This is a genomic window from Roseovarius sp., from assembly GCF_965277045.1.
GTDB lineage: Bacteria > Pseudomonadota > Alphaproteobacteria > Rhodobacterales > Rhodobacteraceae > Roseovarius.
The window spans coordinates 2955494-2970965 of the sequence record NZ_OZ255712.1 but is presented as its reverse complement, the minus strand read 5'-3'; the positions used below and the strand labels follow the sequence as shown (position 1 = coordinate 2970965).

Below are 15472 nucleotides of genomic sequence, written 5' to 3'. Positions count from 1 at the left end.
GTGACCGACGCTCCGCGCGTTCTGGCATTCGACACCTCCGGCCCATGGCTGGGGGTGTGTTTGCTTTCGGGGCAGGGCATCGTGGCGGAATCGCATGTCGAAATGCCCAAGGGCCAAGCCGAGGCCCTTTTCCCGGCGCTGGAGGATGCGCTGGCCCGCGCGGGTGCCGCATGGCGCGACCTCGATGGTATCGGCGTGGGGATAGGGCCGGGGAATTTCACCGGCATCCGCATTTCCGTCTCCGCCGCGCGGGGGCTGGCCCTGTCGCTGGACGTGCCCGCAGTGGGGGTCAGCATCTTGGAAACAGCGGCGTTCGGTCTTGACGGGCCGATCCTGTCGGTGCGCGATGCGCCGCGGGATCAGGTCTATGCCCAGGGGTTCGGATTGCGTCGGGCGTTCGGGCCGAAGCTGATACCGCTCGACGAGGTGTCTGCGGAGGTTATCGACGCCAATCTGCAGTGTGTCGGTACGGCAGCCGAGCCGGTGGCGGCCCGGATCGGGGCCCGGGCGTTGCGCCCGCTGCACGATCCCGCCACGGCGATTGCCCTGATCGCGGCGCGCAGGTTGGGCGAGCCGGTACCGCCGCCCGCGCCGCTTTACCTCAAGCCCGCGGACGCGGCGCCGTCACGGGACTTGCCGCCGGTCATTCTCGATGACGCCTGAGGCGCTGGCTGATCTTCATGCGCGGGCCTTTGCAGGGCAAAATCGCAGCTGGAGCGCGGCGGAGTTTCGCGACCTTCTGGAGCGGGACCATGTTTTCGTCGTGGGGGATACCAAGGCGTTTGCCATGGGGCAGGCCGTGGCGGGGGAAGCCGAGCTTTTGACACTGGCCACCGATGCGGAGGTGCGCCGCCAGGGGCGCGGGCGGGCCTGCCTGCGCGCTTTTGAAGACGCGGCCTTGTCCCGCGGGGCCGAGCGCCTGTTTCTGGAAGTGGCCGCCGACAATGACGCCGCGCTGGCGCTCTACCTGTCCGAAGGGTTCTCGGACCTGGCGCGGCGGGTGGGATACTATACCCGGTCCGAGGGCCGCCCGGTCGATGCGCTTGTGCTGGAAAAGCGACTGACCTGAAGCGGGTCAGATCGCCGGGCTGTGGCCCGCGCGGCTGAGGTCGTAGGCGTCGAGGCTGCGGGCAATCATCCGGGTCAGCGGGCGCGCCGCCGGGGGGATGAAGAGTCCCTCGTTGCTGAGGTCGACAAGTCCCTCGAAGGCGCGTGCCGTCGGCTCGAGCAAGGTGCGGACAGCCTGGCGGGACATGCTGAACGTCTCGCAGATTTCACCGGCATCCACCCGGAAATCGCACATGACGGCCTCGATAAGGCGCGCCCGCAGAAGATCCTGGCCCTTGAACACGTGCCCTCGACTGGTGGAGAAGCGGCCCTCGCGAATGGCGCCGGTATGGGCGCCGGTGGCGGGGGCGTTCTGGGCATAGCCTTGCGGAAAACGCGAGATCGACGAGGCGCCAAGGCCCACCAGGACCTCGGACGTGTCGTCGGTGTAGCCTTGGAAGTTGCGGCGCAGGCGCCCCAGCTTTTTCGCGATGCTGAGGCCGTCCTCGGCGGTGGCGAAATGGTCTATCCCGATCTCCTGATAGCCGTCCCAGACGAACAGGCGGCGGGCGGCATCGAACAGCTCCAGCCGTTCCTCGGGCGTGGGCAGCGCGTCGGACGGGATGAGTTGCTGGCGCTTGGCCATCCAAGGCACGTGGGCATAGCCGTAAAGCGCCACGCGGTCGGGGTTGAGCGACAAGAGCTTCTGCACGCTTTCGACCATGCGCGCCCCGGTCTGGTGCGGCAGGCCGTACAGAATGTCCGCGTTGAGGCTGCGTACGCCGGCGGCGCGCAATGCGTCGATCGTGTCGCGGGTGATGTCGAAGGTCTGGATACGGCCGATGGCCTGCTGGATCACGTCGTCGAAATCCTGCACGCCCACGGAGGCGCGGTTCATGCCCGCGGCGGCGAGCGCCTCGATCCGGGGGGCGTCGATCTCGTTCGGGTCGATCTCGACCGAGAATTCGGTGTCGTCGCCGAACGGCACGGCGTCGCGCACGGCGCTGGCGAGGTCGGTGATCAGGTCGGCCGACAGCAGCGTCGGCGTGCCGCCGCCCCAGTGCAGGCGCGACAGGGTGACGCCTTCGGGCAGGGTGTTCTTCAGAAGTGCCAGCTCGGCCTTGAGCGTTTCCACATAGGCGGCGACGGGCGAGAGCGACTTGGTGCCTTGCGTCCGGCAGGCGCAGAACCAGCACAACCTGCGGCAGAAAGGCACATGCAGGTAAAGCGAAATCTCGCTGCCCGGCTTGATGGCGGAAATCCAGTCCCGCATGGTCGAAAACCCAACGGAATCAGAGAAGTGCGGGGCCGTGGGATAGCTGGTGTAACGCGGTACATTCGCGTCGAACAGTCCCAGTCTGCGGAGTTGTTCTCGGTCAATCATGACGTTAGATTAGAGGTGGAAAAACGCGAAAACCTTGATGCAGATCAACTCGACCGAAAGCACTGTCGATGCTCAAAGACGCACATGAAACGATCCCCCGTGAATGCGGGGAATGCCCGATTCGGCACCGGGCCGTGTGCGCGCGATGTGACGCGCAGGAGCTGGAGCAGCTGGACCAGATCAAGTACTACCGCAGCTTCGAGGCGGGGCGGACGCTGATCTGGGCCGGGGACCGGATGGATTTCGTGGGGTCGGTCGTCTCGGGGATCGCGATGCTGACCCAGACGCTGGAGGACGGGCGCACGCAGATGGTGGGCCTGCTGTTGCCGAGCGATTTCGTGGGGCGTCCGGGGCGCGAGAAGGCGGCCTATAACGTGGTCGCGGTGAGCGACGTGGTGATGTGCTGTTTCCGCAAGCATCCCTTTGAAAACATGATGGAAGTCACCCCGCATATCGGGCAGCGCCTGCTGGAGATGACGCTGGACGAGCTGGATGCGGCGCGCGAATGGATGCTGCTGTTGGGCCGCAAGACGGCGCGGGAGAAGATCGCCTCGTTCCTGGCCATCCTGGGACGGCGCAACGCGGTGCTGAACATGTCCAAGGCCGCGGGCCAGGTGGTGTTCGACCTGCCGCTGACACGCGAGGCGATGGCCGATTACCTGGGCCTGACGCTGGAGACGGTGAGCCGGCAGATCAGCGCGCTGAAGCGCGACCAGGTGATCCACCTGGAAGGCAAGCGGCACGTGACGGTGCCGGACTTCGACCGCCTGCTGGAAGAGGCTGGGGACGACAGCGACGGCGGGATGCTGGCCTGAGCCCGGGAATCGGAGTTAACCATTTGATTTCAGTCAAAATTCAATATCGGTATCGCGTCGGTATTTGAGTGGTATCGCGACGGTGCAATTTTCCGAAGTGGCGGGTTTGACGGGGCGTTCGGGGGTAATGCCTGGTTAAGGCGCGGCGCGTGGGTTTTCACCCACCACAGGTGGGTTTTCACCCACCCTACGGTGTGTCGGGCGGTCTTGACTTCACGAGGGCGGGGGCTTTGTTAGCGAGCATGACCGATCTTTCGACCCTCTCCCTGGATGACCTGACCCTGGACGAAGACGCGCGGCCGAAATCGCCGAGCGTGCCGGAGGCCACGGACAGGCACCGGCGGCAGGGCCGGCAGCTGGCGGCAATCCACCGGCACTACCTGATGGAGATGGCGCAGATCGGCGCGGTGCTGGCGCGGATCGAGGCGCGGGACAGCCCGCCCGACGACCTGAGGCAGATCGTGCTGTCACTGGACATGGCCGAGAATTTCCGCGTGTTCGGAACGCTGTGCGGGCGAGAGTGCCAGGTGCTGAAGTTTCACCACGACATCGAGACCACGGATATGTTCCCGCGGATCGAAGCGGCCGGCGGCGGGATGTTCCGGGAAGTCGTGGCCAAGCTCTTGTCCGAGCACGAGGTGGTCCACGAGTTGATCGTTCGCCTGGGGCATGCCGCGGACGCCCTGGCGGACGATCCCGTCGAGGCGAACTTTGCCCAGGCCGCCGCCACGTACCGAAAGCTGGAAGAGGTCGTGCGTTCGCATTTCGGGTACGAGGAGACGGAGCTGGAAGAGGCCATCGGGTACTACCTCGGGTCGGTCTGAGGCCGCGCGCACGGCACCTGTGTCAGATCCGGCGCGACCTCAAACCTGACTTCAGTGCGCCATGAAGAGCGGCAGGGGCGCATGTTCCAGCATGTGGCGGGAGGCGCCGCCGAAGACCGCCTCGCGGACGCGGGAATGGCCGTAGGCGCCCATGACAATCGCGTCGGCGTCGATGTCCTGTGCGCGGCGCAGGAGCACGTCGGCGACGCGGGGCAGGGTTTTCGACAGCACGTCGACTTCCACCGTGACGCCGTGGCGCGCGAGGAACTGAGAGACCAGCCCGCCGGGATCGGAGCGGTTCGGGCCGTGCACCGGCGGGTCGACCACCACGACATGCACGCGGTCGGCGCGTTGCAGCATCGGCAGGGCGTCGCGGGCCGCCCGCAGCGCCTCTCGCCCGTCGTTCCAGGCGAGCACGACCCGCTTGGGGTCGAGGGTGATGTCGGGCGCGTTCGGCAGGACCATGGCGGGGATGCGCCCGTCGAACAGGATCGCCTCGGTCAGGGGGGCCAGTTCGGGGCCCAGCCCCTCGCCATAGGGCATGGGCAGCACGGCGAGATCGGCAAAGCGGGCGCGGTCGGCCACATGGTGCCCCAGGTCGGCCAGCTGCGCGACGCCCTTGTCGCAGGACCAGAAGAAACCGTCCTGCTTGCCCAGCACCGCGCGCGCGGCGCTGTCGATCTCGGCGGCTTCTTCGTGGCAACCTTCGAATATGTTCTGCACCATGATGGCGGAGGCGCCGGCGCCGGAGAAGTAATGCGTGGCCGGATCGCGGGCGACACCGAGGCTGAGCACGTCGAGATGCGCGCCGTGCAGTCGCGCGAGGTCGGCGGCGTGGGTCAGGGTATGTTCCACCCGGGACATGTCGGACAGCGCGCAGAAGATCGTTTTCCAGGACATTGCGGTACTCCGTTTATTGACCGTTCGCGCAGAGCGTAGGTCAAGGCCGCGCGGCGCGCCTTGATGGGGATCAACCGTTACCTGCAAAACCTTTGATGCAGATCAAAGCGCCCCGAGTCGCCATCGGAAATAAGCGGGTCAGTCTGATAGATCCGTGCGGCGCCCCCCGGGGGGCGTCCGTGCGGACATACGGCAAAGGGACGCAAAATGGGTAACTACGTAAAACTGATCCTGCTGGGGCTGATCGCGTTCTTCGCGCTGTTCGCCGCCAACCAGGCACGGGATATCGCGTACCTTGTGAATGCGCTGACCATCGCCCTGGTGGCGGCGGGCATGTTCATATGGGTGCTGCGCAACACGGACGAGGACCGGCCGGTGGTCGACCTGTCCGGGGAATACATGGACGGGGTCGTGCGCGCCGGGGTGATCGCCACGGCGCTTTGGGGAGTCGTGGGCTTTCTGGTGGGGACGTTCATCGCGTTCCAGCTGGCCTTTCCGAACCTCAACTTCGAATGGGCGCAAGGCTACATGAACTTTGGCCGCCTGCGGCCCCTGCACACCAGCGCGGTGATCTTCGCCTTCGGCGGCAACGCCCTGATCGCGACGTCGTTCTATGTGGTGCAACGCACCTGCGCGGCGCGTCTGTGGGGCGGGAACCTGGCGTGGTTCGTGTTCTGGGGGTTCCAGCTGGTGATCGTGCTGGCCGCCACCGGGTACCTGCTGGGCGCGACGCAATCCAAGGAATATGCCGAACCGGAATGGTACGTGGACTGGTGGCTGACCATCGTCTGGGTGTCGTACCTGGCCGTGTTCGTCGGCACGCTGGTGAAGCGCAAGGAGCCGCATATCTATGTGGCGAACTGGTTCTACCTGTCGTTCATCATCACGGTCGCCATGCTGCACGTGGTGAACAACCTGAGCATCCCGGTGAGCATCTTCGGGTCGAAATCCGTGCAGGTCTTTTCGGGCGTGCAGGATGCGATGACGCAATGGTGGTACGGCCATAACGCCGTGGGGTTCTTCCTGACCGCAGGCTTTTTGGCGATGATGTACTACTTCGTGCCGAAACAGGCCGGGCGGCCGGTGTTCAGCTATAAGCTGTCGATCATCCACTTCTGGGCGCTGATCTTTCTTTATATCTGGGCGGGGCCGCACCACCTGCATTATACCGCGCTGCCCGACTGGGCCTCGACGCTGGGCATGGTGTTCTCGATCATCTTGTGGATGCCCTCGTGGGGCGGGATGATCAACGGGCTGATGACGCTGAGTGGCGCGTGGGACAAGCTGCGGACCGATCCGGTGATCCGGATGATGGTGATCAGCCTTGGGTTCTACGGGATGTCCACCTTTGAAGGGCCGATGATGTCGATCCGCGCGGTGAACAGCCTGTCGCATTACACCGACTGGACCATCGGGCACGTGCATTCCGGCGCGCTGGGCTGGAACGGGATGATCACCTTCGGGTGCCTCTACTTCCTGGTGCCGAAGCTGTGGAACCGCGAGCGGCTGTATTCCCTGAGCCTGGTGAGCTGGCACTTCTGGCTGGCGACGATCGGGATCATTCTTTACGCGGCGTCGATGTGGGTGACCGGCATCATGGAAGGCCTGATGTGGCGCGAAGTGGATGCCAACGGGTTCCTGGTGAACTCTTTCGCCGACACGGTGAGCGCGAAGCTTCCGATGTACGTGGTGCGCGGTCTGGGCGGGGTCATGTTCCTCTCCGGTGCACTCATCATGTGCTTCAACCTTTACATGACAGTCAGACGGAGCCCGGCGGTGCAGACCGACAACTCCGCTGTCCCGGCTGAATAAGGAGGGCCGGAAAATGGCTGACGAGAAAATGCAGAAACCCCCGATGCCGGCCTCGGCCTCGGGCGTGGGGGACCGGCCCAAGAAGAAGACCTTCCTGGACCGGCACCAGATCCTGGAACGCAACGTGACCCTCTTGGCGATCTTTGCCTTCCTGGTAGTGACCATCGGCGGCATCGTGCAGATCGCACCGCTGTTCTGGCTGGAGAACACCATCGAGGAAGTGGAGGGCATGCGCCCCTACACCCCGCTGGAGCTGACCGGGCGTGACATCTACATCCGCGAGGGATGCTATGTCTGCCACAGCCAGATGATCCGTCCGATGCGGGACGAGGTGGAGCGGTACGGGCACTACAGCCTTGCGGCAGAGAGCCAGTACGACCACCCGTTCCAGTGGGGGTCCAAGCGCACCGGGCCGGACCTGGCGCGCGTGGGCGGGCGGTACTCGAACGCGTGGCATGTGGATCACTTGCGTGACCCGCAATCGGTGGTGCCGGAATCGGTGATGCCCAAGTACGGCTATCTGGAAGAGCGGCTGATCGACGGGCGGTACGTGGGGGACCTTCTGGCGACGCACAAGCTGGTCGGTGTGCCCTACGAGGACGCGCATGTGGAAAACGCACAGGCGGATTTCAAGGCGCAGGCCGATCCCGACAGCGACTATGACGGGTTGATCGAACGCTATGGCGAAAGCGCGCAGGTGGCCAATTTCGACGGCCGTCCGGGCATCAGCGAAGCCGACGCCCTGATCGCCTATCTGCAGATGCTAGGCACGCTGGTCGATTTCTCGACCTTCACGCCCGTGGCCAGCCGGTAAGGAGGGACGACGATGGACACCTATTCCCTGCTGCGGGAGTTCGCGGACAGCTGGATGCTGCTGGCGCTCTTCACCTTCTTCATCGGCGTCGTGATCTGGGTCATGCGGCCCGGATCGCGGAGCGCCTACCAGGATGTCGCCGACATTCCCTTCCGCAACGAAGATGCGCCGGCCCCGGCCACGCGCCGTGCCTCCGAGGAGGACCAGAACAATGGCTAAGAAACCGCAAGACAAGCACGAGGTCGAGACGACCGGCCACGAGTGGGACGGGATCGAGGAACTGAACAACCCCTTGCCGCGCTGGTGGCTGTGGGTGTTCTACGCCACCATCATCTGGGGCGTGTGGTACACGATCGCCTATCCGGCCTGGCCGATGATCTCGGGCGCGACGCAAGGTTACCTGGGGTACTCGACCCGGGCCAACGTGCAGACCGAGATCGAGGCGGCCGAGGCGGCCAACTCGGAGATCAACGAGCGGCTGGCAAGTGCCGAGCTGGCGGCGATCCCCGGCGATGACGAGCTGGCGGGCTATGCCCGGTCGGCCGGCGAGGCGGTGTTCAACACCTGGTGCGTGCAGTGCCACGGGCGCGAGGGCGGCGGGGCCACCGGCTATCCGACGCTGTCGGACGACGCGTGGCTGTGGGGCGGCACGATGGAGGCGATCCATACGACCGTCACCCACGGCATCCGCAACGACGAGGACCCCGACGCGCGGTATTCGCAGATGCCTGCCTTTGGCCGTGACGAGCTGCTGACCGAGGAAGAGGTCGTGCAGGTGGTGAACCACGTCATGTCCCTGTCGGGCGAGCCGCAGGACGCGCAGGCCGCCGAAGCGGGCGCGGAAGTGTTCGAATACAACTGCGCTGCCTGCCACGGCGAGCAGGGCACTGGCATGGTCGAACAGGGTGCGCCCAACCTGACCGACGCGATCTGGCTTTATGGCGGGGATTACGACGCGATTTACGAAACCGTGTGGAATTCGCGCTTTGGCGTGATGCCGTCCTGGCAGGAGCGCCTGACGGAGGCCGAGATCCGCGCGGTGGCGGCCTATGTCCACCAGCTGGGCGGCGGCGAATGAGCTGACAGCCTGCACGAGTTTCCCGGAGGCACTATTGCAATGCCCCCGGGACGGCACCGGCCCCTCCCTCTGTTCGCGCATTCCAGGAGGGGCCGGTGTTTTTCGTTTCACCAGGTCAGTTTTCGAGCACGCCCGACAGGGCGCGCAGCACCGCCTCGGGCGCTTCGAGCTGGGGCAGGTGGCCGACACCCGGCAGCGTCTTGAACTCCGCCCCCGGCATCAGGCCGTGCAGGGCGCGGCCCCGGTCGAGCGGGATCCAGGGATCGGCCTCTCCCCAGATGATCTTGACTGGGCAGCGGACGGCGCCGTAACGCGGCTCGATCTCGGCGGTGAAGCGTTCGTCGGCCTGGGCGAACTGGCGGTAGAAGCTGGCGCGTCCGGCCTCGTCGAGCCACGGGGCGACGAGGGCCTCCTTGTCTTCGGAGCCAAGACCGGTGGCGAGCGCACCGTCGATATAGGCCCGCACGATGGCCTCGTGGATATGCGGGGGCAGGCCGGTGAAGGCGTCGACATGGCGGCCGACATGGTCGAAGAACTCCGATCCCCAGGGCCGCATCGCCACGACGTTCATCAGCACGAGACGGTCGAATTCGGCGCCGTGCAGCAGATGCGCGCGCAAGCTGGTCGCCCCGCCGAAATCATGCGCCACGACGCGGGGGCGGTCGAGGCGCCAGTGGGTCAGCATGTGGGCAAAGACCTGTCCCTGCACGTCGAGGCCGGTGGGCTGATCGGCGCGTTTCCCGGAGCGGCCATATCCGGGCATGTCGTACCAGTGGACGCTATGGGTTTCGGCCACGGCGGGGATGAGCCGGTGCCACGACACCGACGACCACGGCCAGCCATGGGCAAGCACGAGCGGCGGACCCGACCCGGCGCTGCCCCAGGCGACGGGGCCGGCGGGCGTGTCTGCGGTGTGAGCCAGGTTCCAGGTCATAAGGGGGATCCTGTTGGTAGAAAAAAGACCCGTGGCGCGGCCATGAGACCGGGGCCACGGGCCAGTCGGGGGAGACGTCCCGCGCGCCTAACGCGCGCGCGGGCCGACATCAGGAATTTGGAAGGGCCAGCGGCGCGTGCGCCAGGGCCAGGGACAAGGCCGGGGGCGCGAGGCCGGTTTGGGATGAAAGATGCGGGCCTCGAACATTGGGTCGCCTAGCGCGGCAGGCGGGCGACGCGATGCGCCTCGAGCTCGGCATCGCGGCGGTTGTCGAAGCGCGTGTTGGGCGCCCAGTGGCCGCGGCCCTCGCGAACGTTGGTGTCATTGAGGCGGGTGGCGGTGCGGAAGCTATCTGAAAGAATTCCAAGCATGTCGTGTTCCTTTCGGGTTCGTGTGATAGCCTCAATCTGGCACCTATAGCGCGTTATTGCGAGTCAGGAAAAATTCCGATATGTAAGCTGAGATTACATGACGGATTGGCTGACCCTCCCGCCCCTGACGGCATTGCGCGCCTTTGCGGCCCTGTCCGAGACCGGCTCGGCCCAGGCGGCGGGGGCGGCGCTGAACGTCAGCCATGCCGCGATAAGCCAGCAGGTCAAGGCGCTGGAGACGCGGATGGGCGTGCCGCTGGTCGATCGCAGCGGGCGCAAGCTGCAGCTGACAACCGAGGGGCGCGAGCTGGCCGATGCGCTGAAGACCGGGTTCGACACGATCGCGCGCAGCATCGACGCGCTGACCGGGGCCGATGCGGACCGGGCGGTGCAGGTGTCGACGACGCAGCTGTTCGCCTCGACCTGGCTGATGCCGCGGCTGATGGATTTCCAGACGCGGCATCCCGGCGTGGACCTGATGATCAACCCGTCGGCGGAACTGCACGAGCTGACGCCGGGGGGCTATGACCTTGCGATCCGGTTCGGCGACGGCAACTGGCCGGGGCTGGAGGTGGAGATGCTGGTGCCGTCGGACATCGTGATCACCGCCGCGCCGTCGCTTGTGGGCGACTGCGAGATCACCCGGCCCGAGCACCTGCTGGCGTATCCGTGGCTGGAGGAACTGGGCACGTCGGAATCGATGGACTGGCTGCGCAAGCATGGGGTGACGGAAGGCCGCGCCAAGAGCGTGACGCAGGTGCCGGGCAACCTGATGCTGGATGGCGCGCGGGCCGGGCAGGGGGTGATCAGCACCGCCATCTCCTCGGTCGAGGCGGAGCTGGAGGCGGGACGGCTGAAGCTGCTTTTCAGGGATGCGGGCGAGACCGGCTATCACATCGTCACGCGGCCCGGCGTGTTGCGCCCCAAGGCGCGGCAATTCGTGACGTGGCTGCGGCGGCAGAAGGCGTGATACGCGGCGGCGGAACCTGCGACGGATCGGTTTGACCTGAGTCAATGTGAGACGTCCGATCCCGTGGCAGAAGACACTGGCGCAACAGACCCTTACCGGAGCGAGAGCTATCCGTGTCCTCTACATCTGATTCCCCCGATACCCCGCCTAGCCTTTACGCCGCGCGGGAGCCTGTCTTTCCCAAGCGCGTCAGCGGCTGGTTCCGCAATTTCAAGTGGATCCTGATGATCGTGACGCTGGGGATCTACTACGTCACGCCGTGGATCCGGTGGGACCGGGGGCCGTCGCTGCCCGACCAGGCGGTGCTGGTGGACATGGCGAACCGGCGGTTCTTTTTCTTCTGGATCGAGATCTGGCCGCACGAGTTCTATTTCGTGGCAGGATTGCTGGTGATGGCGGGCCTGGGCCTGTTCCTGTTCACCTCGGCGCTGGGCCGGGTGTGGTGCGGCTATGCCTGCCCGCAGACGGTGTGGACGGACCTGTTCATTCTGGTGGAACGCTGGGTCGAGGGCGACCGCAACGCAAGGCTGCGGCTGCACCGGCAGAAAAAGATGGATGCCCGCAAGCTGCGCCTGCGGCTGACCAAGTGGACGCTGTGGCTGCTGATCGCGGTGGCCACGGGGGGTGCCTGGGTGTTCTATTTCACCGATGCGCCGACGCTGTTGCGCGACCTCTTCACGCTGGACGCGCATCCCATCGCCTATACGACCATCGCCATCCTGACCGGCACGACGTTCTTTTTCGGCGGGTTTGCGCGCGAGCAGATCTGCATCTATGCCTGCCCGTGGCCGCGCATCCAGGCGGCGATGATGGACGAGGATACGCTGACCATCGGCTATCGCTATTGGCGGGGCGAGCCGCGCGGCAAGGGCAACGTGCGGCGGCGGCAGACCGAGGATGCGGTGGCGGCTGAGGCGGCGTCGCACGCCGCCGGGGCAACCGCCGGGGGCAGTTACGCCCGGACGCCGGTGCCCAATGGCGAGAGCGACATGGTGCCCGATGCCACGGCGGCGGCGAAGGGGCCGGGGGACTGCATCGACTGCATGGCCTGCGTGAATGTCTGCCCGATGGGGATCGACATCCGCGACGGGCAGCAGATGGAATGCATCACCTGTGGCCTGTGCATCGACGCCTGCGACGACATCATGGCCAAGATCGGCAAGCCGCGCGGCCTGATCGACTACATGGCGCTGACCGACGAGGAGCGCGAGCGCGAGGGCAAGCCGCCGAAGCCGATCATGAAGCATATCCTGCGGCCCCGGACGATCATGTATACGTCGCTGTGGTCGCTGGTGGGGGCGGGGCTGCTGTTTGCGCTGTTCATCCGGCCGGATATCGACCTGACGGTGGCGCCGGTGCGCAACCCGACCTTCGTCACGTTGTCGGACGGGTCGATCCGAAACACCTACGAGGTGCGGCTGCGCAATAAGCATGGCGAGGCGCGTCCGATGCGGATTTCGGTCAAGGGGGACCCATCGGTGCGCGTGCAGCTTGAAGGCACCCCCTATGAAACGGTAGATGTGCCGGCAAACGAGACCTATCTGCAGCGCGTCTATCTGATCGCGCCGCAGGGGTCGGAGGCCGCACGGAGTGACGCCACGGATGTACGTCTGTGGGTCGAGGACATCTCGAACGGGGACCGGGCCCACAAGGACACGGTGTTCAACGGGAGGGGCGAATGAAGTCTGATTTCATGATCAAGGGATGGCACGTCTTTGCCGGGTTCGCCGGGGCGTTTTCGATCATCATCGCGGTGAACCTGGTGCTGGCGTTTTCGGCGGTGAAGACCTTTCCGGGTCTGGAGACGAAAAACTCCTATGTCGCCAGCCAGAGCTTCGACGACCGGCGCGACGCGCAGGAGGCGCTGGGCTGGAGCGTGGCCGCGACGCACAAGGCGGGCCTGCTGGAGCTGAAGATCACCGATGCGGACGGCCAGCCGGTGGAAGTGGCCGCGCTCGACGCCACGGTGGGGCGGGCGACCCATGTGCAGGATGACGTGACGCCGGCGTTCCGGTTCGACGGCGAGGCGTATTTCGCCACCGTGCCGCTGGGCGCGGGCAACTGGAACATCCGGATGGAGGCCCGGGCCGAGGACGGCACGGTGTTCCAGCAGCGCGTGGTGCTGATCAAGGAGGACGGCGCGTGACCGTGGCAATGCGGCATCAGGCGGCGATGGGCTGCCCGGCCTGTGCGGCGGCCCCCGGTGTCGACGAGATGGAGGTCGCGCCGGAGGCGGGGCAGATCGCGCTGTCGCTGCCGACGATCCATTGCGCCGCGTGTATTTCCAAGATCGAGGACGGGTTGAACGCGCATCCCGGCGTGCGCTCGGCGCGGGTGAACCTGACGCTGAAACGGGCGAGCATCGACGCGGACGCAGACGTGACGCCCGCCGAGATGGTGGGACTGGTCGAGGGGCTGGGATACGAGGCGCATGAGCTGGATCCCGGTACGTTGAACGCCACGGCGACGGACCGGGCCGGGCGCGAGCTGTTGATGCGGCTGGCGGTGGCGGGCTTCGCCGCGATGAACGTGATGCTGTTGTCGGTGGCGGTCTGGTCCGGGGCGGATGATGCGACGCGGGACATGTTTCACTGGATTTCGGCGGCGATTGCCCTGCCCGCCGTGGCGTTCTGCGGCGTGCCGTTCTATCGCAACGCCTGGGCGGCGCTGCGGCAGGGGCGGCTGAACATGGATGTGCCGATCACGCTGGCGGTCGGGCTGGCGGTGGTGACGTCGCTGTGGGAAACGGCGCTGTCGGGGCATCACGCCTATTTCGACGCGGCGATTGCGCTGGTGTTCTTCCTGTTGGCGGGGCGCTACCTGGATCACCGGACACGGGCCGTGGCGCGGTCGGCGGCCGAGGAACTCACGGCGCTGGAAGTGCCGCGCGCGTGGCGCATCGAGGACGGCCAAGAGGTCGAGCGGCCCATCGCGGAGCTGGCGGTGGGCGACGTGGTGCTGGTGCGGGCGGGTGGGCGCGTGCCGGTGGATGGCGAGATCGTCGAGGGCACCTCGGAGCTGGACCGCTCGCTGTTGACCGGCGAAACCGTGCCGGTCTTTGCCGGTCCGGGACAGGCAGTGTCGGCAGGCGAGGTGAATCTGACCGGCCCGCTGCGGATAAGGGCGAGTGCCGTGGGGGCGGAGACGTCGCTGCACCGGATGGCGGATCTGGTGGCAATCGCGGAAGCGGGGCGGTCGCGCTATACGTCGCTGGCCGACCGGGCGGCGAAGCTATACGCACCGGGCGTGCATATCCTGTCGGCCTTGGCCTTCGCGGGTTGGTTTCTTTACACGTTCGACATGCGCACGGCGCTGAATATCGCGGCGGCGGTGTTGATCATCACCTGCCCCTGTGCGCTGGGGCTGGCGGTGCCGGCGGTGACCACGGCGGCGTCGGGGCGGCTCTTTCGCAAGGGGATGCTGATCAAGCACGAGACCGCGCTGGAGCGGCTGGCGGAGGTCGACACGGTGGTGTTCGACAAGACCGGCACGTTGACGGCGGGCGTGCCCGTGTTGACCAATGCGGAGGTTCTGGACGATGCCGCGCGGGGCGTGGCGCTGGCGCTGGCGCGAGGCTCGGCCCATCCGCTGGCACGGGCGATTGCGAAGGCGCTGGGCGAGGCGGATGTGAAGGCGGCGGAGGTGACGCAGATTGCCGAGGTGCCGGGCTATGGCGTGTCGGGGCGCGTGGGCGACCTGGAGGTGCGGCTGGGCCGGGCGGCCTGGGTCGGGGCGGAGCCCTGCGACCGGACGGCGACCTACCTGAAGATCGGCGAGGCGGCGCCCGTGACGCTGACCTTCGAGGATGCGCTGCGGCCCGGCGCGGAGGAGGCCGTGGCGGCACTGTTGCGCGCGGGCAAGGCCGTGTGGCTGGTGTCTGGCGACACGGAACCGGCGGTGAAGGCGCTGGCCGAGCGGCTGGGGATCAAAGCGTGGCACGCGGGCGTGCTGCCCGAGGATAAGGCACGGATCGTGGCGGAGCTGTCCGATCAGGGCGCGCATGTCTTGATGGTTGGCGACGGGCTGAATGACACGGCGGCGTTGGCGGCGGCGCATGTGTCGATCTCGCCCGCCTCGGCGCTGGATGCCGCAAGGGTGGCGAGCGACGTGGTTCTGCTGGGCACGGACCTGGCCCCGCTGGCCGAGGCGCTGGTGGTGGCGGGCAAGGCGCGGCGGCGGATCACCGAGAATTTCCGGCTGGCGACGCTCTACAACATCATCGCGGTGCCGCTGGCGGTGGCCGGTCTGGCGACGCCGCTGATCGCTGCATTGGCGATGTCGGCCAGTTCGATTACCGTGTCGCTGAACGCGCTGCGGCTGTCGGGGAGGCGCGCATGACGATCCTGGCCTATCTTATCCCGATCTCGCTGATCCTGGGCGGGCTGGGGCTGGCGTTCTTCGTCTGGACGGTGCGCAGCAACCAGTATGACGACCCGGAGGGGAATGCCGAGCGCATCCTGCGGGACACTTACGACGACAAGCCGAAGCAATAGCGGGCCGGGTGGCCGGGTGGCGGCCGTCGG

Annotated in this window: 17 protein-coding genes; 13 read left to right on the top strand and 4 right to left on the bottom strand. The window is 66.5% G+C overall.

Going from position 1 to position 15472, the window contains the following annotated elements; translation table 11 throughout:
- Positions 1 to 663 carry a tRNA (adenosine(37)-N6)-threonylcarbamoyltransferase complex dimerization subunit type 1 TsaB gene (gene tsaB / locus ACQY4V_RS14865; RefSeq protein ID WP_428512949.1) on the top strand — a complete coding sequence of 221 codons (663 nt, stop codon included), beginning with the start codon at positions 1 to 3 and terminating at the stop codon, positions 661 to 663.
- On the top strand, positions 653 to 1069 hold the full coding sequence (locus ACQY4V_RS14860; protein ID WP_428512947.1) for a GNAT family N-acetyltransferase: 417 nt from the start codon (positions 653 to 655) through the stop codon (positions 1067 to 1069). Before tsaB ends, ACQY4V_RS14860 begins: the two co-directional genes overlap by 11 nt.
- Positions 1070 to 1075: 6 nt before the next feature.
- Here the strand turns inward: ACQY4V_RS14860 and hemN are convergent, their stop codons facing one another.
- Positions 1076 to 2431 carry an oxygen-independent coproporphyrinogen III oxidase gene (hemN, locus tag ACQY4V_RS14855; protein ID WP_428512945.1) on the bottom strand — a complete coding sequence of 452 codons (1356 nt, stop codon included), beginning with the start codon at positions 2429 to 2431 and terminating at the stop codon, positions 1076 to 1078.
- Between the two features lie 68 nt (positions 2432 to 2499).
- On the opposite strand from hemN, the gene fnrL reads away from it, so the two are divergent.
- On the top strand, positions 2500 to 3246 hold the full coding sequence (gene fnrL, locus ACQY4V_RS14850; protein ID WP_222452270.1) for a transcriptional regulator FnrL: 747 nt from the start codon (positions 2500 to 2502) through the stop codon (positions 3244 to 3246).
- Between the two features lie 242 nt (positions 3247 to 3488).
- A complete protein-coding gene (locus tag ACQY4V_RS14845; protein ID WP_428512942.1) occupies positions 3489 to 4070 on the top strand; it encodes a hemerythrin domain-containing protein in 582 nt (193 codons plus the stop codon).
- A gap of 51 nt (positions 4071 to 4121) precedes the next feature.
- Here the strand turns inward: ACQY4V_RS14845 and ACQY4V_RS14840 are convergent, their stop codons facing one another.
- Positions 4122 to 4970 (bottom strand): universal stress protein, encoded by an 849-nt coding sequence (locus tag ACQY4V_RS14840; RefSeq protein ID WP_428512940.1) that lies wholly within the window; start codon positions 4968 to 4970, stop codon positions 4122 to 4124.
- Between the two features lie 207 nt (positions 4971 to 5177).
- Here ACQY4V_RS14840 and ccoN point away from each other — a divergent pair, with 207 nt between their 5' ends.
- From ccoN to ccoP, 4 genes are read left to right on the top strand one after another with little or no spacing between them, the layout of a single operon-like run.
- Positions 5178 to 6782 carry a cytochrome-c oxidase, cbb3-type subunit I gene (gene ccoN / locus ACQY4V_RS14835; RefSeq protein WP_428512938.1) on the top strand — a complete coding sequence of 535 codons (1605 nt, stop codon included), beginning with the start codon at positions 5178 to 5180 and terminating at the stop codon, positions 6780 to 6782.
- A 43-nt stretch (positions 6783 to 6825) separates the two neighbouring features.
- Complete coding sequence (gene ccoO, locus ACQY4V_RS14830) at positions 6826 to 7596, top strand: cytochrome-c oxidase, cbb3-type subunit II (protein ID WP_428517259.1); 771 nt, start codon at positions 6826 to 6828, stop codon at positions 7594 to 7596.
- A 12-nt stretch (positions 7597 to 7608) separates the two neighbouring features.
- Positions 7609 to 7815 carry a cbb3-type cytochrome c oxidase subunit 3 gene (locus tag ACQY4V_RS14825; protein WP_420557032.1) on the top strand — a complete coding sequence of 69 codons (207 nt, stop codon included), beginning with the start codon at positions 7609 to 7611 and terminating at the stop codon, positions 7813 to 7815.
- Entirely contained in the window at positions 7808 to 8674 is an 867-nt protein-coding gene (gene ccoP, locus ACQY4V_RS14820; RefSeq protein ID WP_428512936.1) for a cytochrome-c oxidase, cbb3-type subunit III, read from the top strand. The genes ACQY4V_RS14825 and ccoP overlap by 8 nt, the downstream gene beginning before the upstream one ends.
- 115 nt (positions 8675 to 8789) lie before the next feature.
- On the opposite strand, the gene ACQY4V_RS14815 is transcribed toward ccoP, so the two are convergent.
- Both ACQY4V_RS14815 and ACQY4V_RS14810 read right to left on the bottom strand, forming a co-directional pair.
- Positions 8790 to 9608, bottom strand: a complete 819-nt coding sequence (locus ACQY4V_RS14815) for an alpha/beta fold hydrolase (protein WP_428512934.1) — start codon at positions 9606 to 9608, stop codon at positions 8790 to 8792.
- A gap of 215 nt (positions 9609 to 9823) precedes the next feature.
- Positions 9824 to 9979 (bottom strand): hypothetical protein, encoded by a 156-nt coding sequence (locus ACQY4V_RS14810; RefSeq protein WP_428512932.1) that lies wholly within the window; start codon positions 9977 to 9979, stop codon positions 9824 to 9826.
- A 97-nt stretch (positions 9980 to 10076) separates the two neighbouring features.
- Between ACQY4V_RS14810 and ACQY4V_RS14805 the strand changes: the two genes are divergently transcribed.
- From ACQY4V_RS14805 to ccoS, 5 genes are all read left to right on the top strand, one after another.
- Positions 10077 to 10949 carry a LysR family transcriptional regulator gene (locus ACQY4V_RS14805; protein WP_428512930.1) on the top strand — a complete coding sequence of 291 codons (873 nt, stop codon included), beginning with the start codon at positions 10077 to 10079 and terminating at the stop codon, positions 10947 to 10949.
- A gap of 113 nt (positions 10950 to 11062) precedes the next feature.
- A complete protein-coding gene (locus ACQY4V_RS14800) occupies positions 11063 to 12631 on the top strand; it encodes a cytochrome c oxidase accessory protein CcoG (protein ID WP_428512928.1) in 1569 nt (522 codons plus the stop codon).
- Positions 12628 to 13095: a FixH family protein gene (locus ACQY4V_RS14795; protein WP_428512926.1), complete on the top strand. Its 468-nt coding sequence runs from the start codon at positions 12628 to 12630 to the stop codon at positions 13093 to 13095. The genes ACQY4V_RS14800 and ACQY4V_RS14795 overlap by 4 nt, the downstream gene beginning before the upstream one ends.
- Positions 13092 to 15287, top strand: a complete 2196-nt coding sequence (locus ACQY4V_RS14790) for a heavy metal translocating P-type ATPase (protein ID WP_428512924.1) — start codon at positions 13092 to 13094, stop codon at positions 15285 to 15287. Before ACQY4V_RS14795 ends, ACQY4V_RS14790 begins: the two co-directional genes overlap by 4 nt.
- Entirely contained in the window at positions 15284 to 15442 is a 159-nt protein-coding gene (gene ccoS / locus ACQY4V_RS14785; RefSeq protein WP_222452282.1) for a cbb3-type cytochrome oxidase assembly protein CcoS, read from the top strand. The genes ACQY4V_RS14790 and ccoS overlap by 4 nt, the downstream gene beginning before the upstream one ends.
- Positions 15443 to 15472: the final 30 nt, after the last annotated feature.

Excerpts from the sequence above, each read along its gene's own strand:
- ACQY4V_RS14860 (WP_428512947.1), top strand. The coding sequence starts at position 653 with ATGACGCCTGAGGCGCTGGCTGATCTTCATGCGCGGGCCTTTGCAGGG.
- hemN (WP_428512945.1), bottom strand. The coding sequence starts at position 2,431 with ATGATTGACCGAGAACAACTCCGCAGACTGGGACTGTTCGACGCGAAT.
- fnrL (WP_222452270.1), top strand. The coding sequence starts at position 2,500 with ATGCTCAAAGACGCACATGAAACGATCCCCCGTGAATGCGGGGAATGC.
- ACQY4V_RS14845 (WP_428512942.1), top strand. The coding sequence starts at position 3,489 with ATGACCGATCTTTCGACCCTCTCCCTGGATGACCTGACCCTGGACGAA.
- ACQY4V_RS14840 (WP_428512940.1), bottom strand. The coding sequence starts at position 4,970 with ATGTCCTGGAAAACGATCTTCTGCGCGCTGTCCGACATGTCCCGGGTG.
- ccoN (WP_428512938.1), top strand. The coding sequence starts at position 5,178 with ATGGGTAACTACGTAAAACTGATCCTGCTGGGGCTGATCGCGTTCTTC.
- ccoO (WP_428517259.1), top strand. The coding sequence starts at position 6,826 with ATGCCGGCCTCGGCCTCGGGCGTGGGGGACCGGCCCAAGAAGAAGACC.
- ACQY4V_RS14825 (WP_420557032.1), top strand. The coding sequence starts at position 7,609 with ATGGACACCTATTCCCTGCTGCGGGAGTTCGCGGACAGCTGGATGCTG.
- ccoP (WP_428512936.1), top strand. The coding sequence starts at position 7,808 with ATGGCTAAGAAACCGCAAGACAAGCACGAGGTCGAGACGACCGGCCAC.
- ACQY4V_RS14815 (WP_428512934.1), bottom strand. The coding sequence starts at position 9,608 with ATGACCTGGAACCTGGCTCACACCGCAGACACGCCCGCCGGCCCCGTC.
- ACQY4V_RS14810 (WP_428512932.1), bottom strand. The coding sequence starts at position 9,979 with ATGCTTGGAATTCTTTCAGATAGCTTCCGCACCGCCACCCGCCTCAAT.
- ACQY4V_RS14805 (WP_428512930.1), top strand. The coding sequence starts at position 10,077 with ATGACGGATTGGCTGACCCTCCCGCCCCTGACGGCATTGCGCGCCTTT.
- ACQY4V_RS14795 (WP_428512926.1), top strand. The coding sequence starts at position 12,628 with ATGAAGTCTGATTTCATGATCAAGGGATGGCACGTCTTTGCCGGGTTC.
- ccoS (WP_222452282.1), top strand. The coding sequence starts at position 15,284 with ATGACGATCCTGGCCTATCTTATCCCGATCTCGCTGATCCTGGGCGGG.